Annotated in this window: 4 protein-coding genes and 1 pseudogene; all 5 read left to right on the forward strand. The window is 44.7% G+C overall.

Annotated features, from left to right (window positions below; genetic code table 11):
• Window positions 1–535 (forward strand): annotated as a pseudogene (locus BKK54_RS10940) (tape measure protein); the annotation flags it as partial.
• 272 nt (window positions 536–807) lie between these two features.
• On the forward strand, window positions 808–1,521 hold the full coding sequence (locus BKK54_RS10945; RefSeq protein WP_077543102.1) for a phage minor tail protein L: 714 nt from the start codon (window positions 808–810) through the stop codon (window positions 1,519–1,521).
• A 2-nt stretch (window positions 1,522–1,523) separates the two neighbouring features.
• Entirely contained in the window at window positions 1,524–2,273 is a 750-nt protein-coding gene (locus tag BKK54_RS10950) for a C40 family peptidase (RefSeq protein WP_077543103.1), read from the forward strand.
• On the forward strand, window positions 2,216–2,803 hold the full coding sequence (locus tag BKK54_RS10955; RefSeq protein WP_077543105.1) for a tail assembly protein: 588 nt from the start codon (window positions 2,216–2,218) through the stop codon (window positions 2,801–2,803). The genes BKK54_RS10950 and BKK54_RS10955 overlap by 58 nt, the downstream gene beginning before the upstream one ends.
• An 8-nt stretch (window positions 2,804–2,811) precedes the next feature.
• On the forward strand, window positions 2,812–6,781 hold a 3,970-nt coding region (gene gpJ / locus BKK54_RS10960), incomplete at its 3' end, for a TipJ family phage tail tip protein (RefSeq protein WP_077543104.1).

Here is a 6,781-nt window from a genome sequence, read left to right on the forward strand (position 1 = left end):
AATGATCATCAAAATGATGGTATTCAATGCCATTAAATCAGCCGGAAAAGCAATGGGTTTTGATATGTCGTTTCTTGGAGGAGCAAGTAGCGGAGGTTATGCCGATGGCTCTTGGTTGTTCTATCGAGGTGGTCTGGTCGGTTTCGAGCAAGGCGGTTTTACCGGCTTAGGCGGAAAATATCAACCGGCTGGCATTGTACATCGTGGTGAATATGTTATCACCAAAGAAGCAACAAGCCGATTGGGTATTGAATACCTTGATTACCTCAATTATCAATCCCGTTCAAAACCTCGTGGTTTTGCTAATGGTGGCGGTGTTGGCGTGCCAACGGTACATCAAACTAATGGACAGACTAATATCAAAGTGAATGTGATTAATAACGGTGAAGCAGCAAACGCCAAAGTGGAAAGCAAAAAAACTGACAACGGTTTAGAAATTACGGTGGAATTGCTTAAAACGATGACGGATATTGCCGAAAGAGCGGCGAATAACGCCGTCACCACAAATTTCAGACCGGGAGGTGCATTTGCTTAATATAAAAATCTACCGAAATTAACTGCACTTTTATGCGTAATCATTAAAAAAACAAACCCCGAAAGCGGCAAACTTTCGGGGTTTTCTTTTACCCATTGATACAGAATGAGTAATAAATTATGGATGTTATATTAAAAACTATTCTCTCAATAATCAAGGGAGTTACAACAATGAATGAAAAATTATCAAATTGGCGGTTCTTTGGCATATGGATTGTTTTCTTCTTATTTGCTCTTGCTTCTGTCATTAATGCGATCAAATGGTGGTAAGTTATGCCAACGCTTATTAGCAACCAATTTAAACTCGATCTTGCCAAACTTGAGCAAAACGCCCTGATCGAACTCTTTGAGGTAGATCTACGCGGATTAAAAGATTCAGATGGGATGAATGGTGAGCTGTATCGGTTTTATGCCGGCAGAAATGAGCGCTCACAGCCGATAGTGTGGCAGGGGAATACTTACGCTCCTTTTGGCGTGAAAGCCGAAGGCTTTGAAATGTCGGGACAAGGGCCAAGTAATCGCCCAACGCTTACCCTTGCCAATATTAACGGATTTTTGACCGCACTTTGTAATCGGTTCGATCAATGTTTGGGGGCTATTGTACGCCGACGTTTAGTGTATATGCATTATCTTGATGCAGTCAATTTTACAAACGGCAACAAACAAGCCGACCCCACACAAGAGGCATTAAGCTATTTTGTGATTGAACAGCTCTCATCGCTTAAACGTGATATTGCGCAATTTACTTTAGCGTTGCCCAGTGAAACGGATAATGCCCTCATTGGTGCAAGAATGATCACCACGACCTGTTGCTGGGTGTATCGTGGTGTCGAATGTGGTTATTCAGGGCCAGCCGTGGCAGATGAAAAAGATCAACCCACTACCGATCCGAAAGTAGATAAATGTAGTGGGTTATTGCCGGGGTGTAAGATGAGAAATAACACGCACAACTATGGCGGATTTGTTTCAGTCAATAAGTTGGGGTAAAAATGGGCGATAAATTACATCATCAAATCATTGCTTATGCCAAATCAACCGAACCGCATGAATGTTGCGGTTTTGTTGTTTTAAAACGAGGTGAAAATCAACCGCACTTTTTGCCTTGTGAAAATATGGCGGAAGACAAAGAGAACCACTTTGAAATTTCACCGAATGATTATCTCAAGGCGGAATCAATGGGTGAAATATTGGCATTGGTGCATTCTCACCCAAACGGCAAGCCCGCACTATCGCAAGCCGATTTACAAACGCAGCTTTATAGCCAACTGGATTTTTGGCTTGTGTGTGACGGGCAAATTCACCTTTTCCCCAAAATCCCATTATTAATCGGGCGTGAATTTGAACACGGCAAAATGGATTGCTACACGCTCTATCGTGATTTCTATCGCCTTGCCGGTTATGAAATGACTGAGTATGAACGTGATGATTACTGGTGGGAAGATGGCTTTAATCTTTACCTCGACAATATTGAAAAGGAAGGATTTGAGCGGGTTAAAGCCCAACAAGAATTACAAATCGGTGATGTCATTTTAATTCAGGTGGGGGCGGATGTGCCGAATCATGCCGCCATTTATATTGGTGATCAAATGGCCTTACATCACGCACCAAAACGCTTATCAAAACGTGATCTTTATGATGGTTATTGGCTCAAGCACACGCATAGTATTTGGAGGTTTAAGGAATGGTCAAAGTTAGATTTTACGGTGCCCTTAAACAGTTTGGCACTGAGTTTGATTTAGAGGTAAACAACACGGCAGAAATTGTCCGGGCTTTAACCAGTCAGATTCCGAATTTACGCCAATTTTTACAGCAAGGGTTATTTAAAGTTCGTATCGGCAAAGATTATCTCGATAACCGTTATTTGGAAAAAGGGATGTTTTATCAACTCAAAGAGAAAATGACGGTGTGTTTTACACCGGTGTTAAAAGGCGCAAAGCGTGGTGGTTTATTTCAAGTCTTAGTTGGTGCTGCGCTTATCGGAGCTTCGTTTTTGATACCCGGCGCAGGGCTTTTGGGTGGGTTGATTACAAAAGGTATGGTGTTTGGCATGGGCGCTGCATTAGCCCTTGGTGGTGTCGCACAAATGCTCACGCCTATGCCGAAAATGCCGAGAATAACCGATGAAAAAGAAAAGAAAAACTCAACGGCATTTTCAAACTTGGGAAATTTAGTGGCGCAGGGGCGTCCGATGCCACTCGCTTACGGACGAATTAGAACAGGGTCATTGATTATTTCACAAGGTGTGGAAACACAAGATACGAACATTTAGGAGTATGTATGGGTAAAGGTGGCGGCGGTGGCGGACGTACACCGGTTGAAGCAAAAGAAAGCGGTCGCAGTAAACAGCTTGTCAAAATCGTTGAAATTATTTCAGAAGGGGAGATTGAAGGCTTAGCAGACGGGATGAAATCCGTCTATCTTGATAATACACCGATTCAAAATCAGGATGATTCTTACAATTTTAGCAATGTTCAACTTGAAGGGCGGGTCGGTTCACAGGTTCAGGATATTATCGCCGGTTTCAATACGTCAGAAAAAGAAATCTCGGTGGGGACACAAGTGCGGAAAACCACACCGATTACCCGCACGATAACCGATAGCAAAGTCTCCCGTTTACGTTTAACCCTTGGTGTTCAATCACTGTTTCACCAAAACGATCAGGGTGATACAAACGGCGCAAGTGTAAGCCTAACGGTGTATATCGGCAATCAGCACTATCCAGTAACGATTAGTGGCAAATACAGTTCACAGTATTTGCAACAGCATATCTTTTCTAATTTGCCTGCCGTTCCTTTTACCGTGCGTGTTGTGCGCAATACCGCAGACAGTAAATCACAGCGATTGCAGAATAACACCGTATGGGCGAGCTACACAGAAATTATTGATACGGAATTTACTTATCCGAACACGGCATTGATCGGGGTGAAATTTGATTCGGAATATTTCTCGAATATCCCGAATCGCACTTATGATGTAAAAGGGATCAAGGTGAAAGTGCCGTTAAATTACAATCCGATAACCCGACAATATCAGGGAATGTGGGATGGTACATTTAAAATTGCGTGGACGGATAATCCGGCTTGGGTGCTTTATGACATCGTGACCAACAAACGTTATGGCTTGGGACAACGTTTAGGGGATTTTGGGGCGGATAAGTGGGCATTGTATCAAGTGGCGCAATATTGCGATCAGTTGGTTCCCGATGGTTTTGGCGGTAAAGAGCCTCGTTTTACCTGTAATGCGTGGCTCACCGACCAACGGGCGGCTTATGATGTGATCAATGATATTTGTTCGATTTTCCGTGCAATGCCGGTATGGAATGGGCGAGAACTCACGGTGGTAATGGATCGCCCATCCGATCCGGTGTGGACTTATACCAATGCGAATGTTGAAAATGGCGAGTTTACTTACACTTTTTCTGCTAAAAAAGCCCGTCATAATGCGATCCAAGTGGAATATGCGGATAAAGACAACGCTTACGAGAAAACCATTGAATATGTGTCCGATGATGACGCAATCCGAAAAAATGGCTTAAATGTGAAGAAAATCACTGCCTTTGGTTGTACTTCACGAGGGCAGGCGCACCGTACCGGGTTGTGGTTGTTACAAACGGAGAAACTGGAAACCAAAACTGTCACGTTTACAGTGGGGGCGGAAGGCTTAATGCACGTGCCGGGCGATATTATCAAGGTAGCGGATATGGATTATGCCGGCACGAATATCGGTGGGCGTGTATTAAAAATTGAAGGAAAGAAAGTTACCCTCGATAGAGAAATTGACATCACGGCAAAGAGCTATTTGACTTACATCAACGCTGAGGCCAAACACCAAGATATTAAAATTTTGTCGGCAAGTGGAACAGAAATTACACTTGAGCGTAAACCGACCGGTTTGACTGAATATGGCATTTGGTCACTGACCACGCAACGAATCAATGCGCAATTATTCCGTGCCTTGAGTGTGAAAGAAGAGGCTAAGGGTAAATACACCATTGTGGCATTGCAGCACGAACCGCAGAAAGAGGCGATAGTCGATAACGGGGCAGTCTTTGAACCGAAAGAGACCAGTATCCTTGCCGTGCCTCAAGTAAATGATATTCAAATTATCACTAATCCGGATGGCAGTATTGGCATTAATGCCGATGTCAGCGGCGGAAACGGCTTGGTGAAATACGATATTTTAATCTACAAAGGCGATAATCTCTTTGATGTTCGCTTGGGATTAAAATCACCGGAACTGGATTTAAACAATCTGGCCAATGGTGAGTATCTTGTCGTCATCCGTGCGAGAAATGAAAAAGGGCAGTTACTCAACGAACGCACACAGCGTTTTACCATCGACCGCCCACCTGCACCAACGGGCGTTAGGGCGACAGGTGGTTTAGGCAATATCACCCTTGAATGGGATTGGATTGATGAGTTTACCGCCACAGAGATTTTTGCCGCAGAAACGGATGATATTAAAACCGCCAAACGTATCGCCAAAGTGACCGCCCGAATGTTTACCCACGAAGTCGGAGCAAAACAAGTACGTTACTACTGGCTACGTCATACTCGTGGAATGAATGTCGGGCCGTTTCATCAACAATCGGGCTTACGGGCGGAAAGTACGGTCGATATTGACGAAGAATTGAAGCTGCTCAACGAAAAACTCTCGAAAAATATTATCGATGAAGTGTTTGACACTGCCGCTCCGGCACGCAATCTTGAGCTGATTAAGACGGTGGCTGGGTTGGATGTAAACTCATTCACCGGCTATAACCAAGTTCATAATACGCTTGATGGCAAGTTATATTCTTGGAACGGGCGAGCTTATACCCACAAAGTCAGCACGAGTGATTTAGAGGGGAAGATTGAAACAAGCCAACTTGATGCGACACTCATTGAACAACTGACATCGACGCAAAATATGGCTCATACCGCCAATAGCGGTGTTCAGCAACTACAAGGGAATCTCACTCAAGAGGTGAATCGTCTCACTCAATCTATTCGAACCGAAAGTACGAATCTGACGAAGAAAGTGCAAGATGAGGCGAAAGCCCGTGGAACAGCAATCACCCGCTTAGAAAATACGGATAGACAGCAGGCTGAACACCTCGTCACACTGACGACAAAAACCAATCAAGCTCTCACAGGGTTAACGGAAGAGCGCAATGCCCGTATTGCAGGTGATAATGCCGAGTCTCAAGCCCGCAATGCCTTGACAGCCAGAGTGACGAGTGCCGAAAGTGGCATTACCCAACTTCAACGCAGTGTGGCAAATCAAACCACCGCATTAAGTGAAGTAAGCCAAACGTTAAGTGCCAGCTTGAACAATTTGAGTGTCGGTGGCAGAAACCTGTTAAAAGGTTCTGCCGTGCCGTATTCGTCAGGTGGTTATTCCACCCGCTATGTACTCACGGCTGCACCGAAAGTTGGTGAAGATGTGGTGATTACATTATGGGGGAATTTGGGCGAAGGGCGTACAGGCATTGGTGTATATAACTCCCAAGGCTACAATGAAATTGCCCGTTTGGTAAAAATTGCCGATGGGATGTATCAAGGTAAGGGGAGATGGAAAAAACCGATGGACGGTGATACCGAACGCACGCCCAATGATACCCACTTAAATGTCTATTTTTATCCACGTACGGCAACCTCAACCAACGAGATTCGGCAAATTAAGTTGGAAAGAGGAACGATTGCCACAGACTGGACACCGGCACCGGAGGATATTGAGGGGAATATTGACAATATTTCGGCAAATATCTCGGCGTATCAAACGGCACAAGCGGCTAAGGATAAAACCACGGCTGACAATGTCACCGCATTAACGACCAGAATGCAGGGTGCTGAGGGGAAAATTACCGAGGCCGAGCAGTCAATTAGCCGGCTCAATCGATCGACAGCGACGAAGCTTAGCCAATTAGAAGCAAGCTTAAACAATGCGAAAAGCGATTTAGCGGCGAAAATCACTGCGGAACAAATGGCTCGCACCCAAGGTGATAACGCCACCGCATCAAGTCTTGCTACATTAACGGGTCGTATAGGGAATGCAGAAAGTCATATTACCGACATTCAATCCACAAAAGCCGGTAAAACTGAAGTTGTGGCTTTAGCGCAAACAGGCTTGCAATCCATTTGGCGGGCGGATGCTAAAGCGGAAGCGGATAAAATTCAGGTCGGAGGAAGAAATCTCCTGTTTGACAGTATTTATCGCTCTGCAACCAAATGGGATAGACGTACAAGCTTGATACAACGGGAAGATG

Origin of the sequence: Rodentibacter genomosp. 1, assembly GCF_001999285.1 — a bacterium.
In the GTDB taxonomy this organism is placed as follows: domain Bacteria; phylum Pseudomonadota; class Gammaproteobacteria; order Enterobacterales; family Pasteurellaceae; genus Rodentibacter.

Bases quoted from the DNA above. Each gene is read 5' to 3' on its own strand.
- BKK54_RS10950 (WP_077543103.1), top strand. From the start codon at position 1,524: ATGGGCGATAAATTACATCATCAAATCATTGCTTATGCCAAATCAACC.
- BKK54_RS10955 (WP_077543105.1), top strand. From the start codon at position 2,216: ATGGTCAAAGTTAGATTTTACGGTGCCCTTAAACAGTTTGGCACTGAG.
- BKK54_RS10945 (WP_077543102.1), top strand. From the start codon at position 808: ATGCCAACGCTTATTAGCAACCAATTTAAACTCGATCTTGCCAAACTT.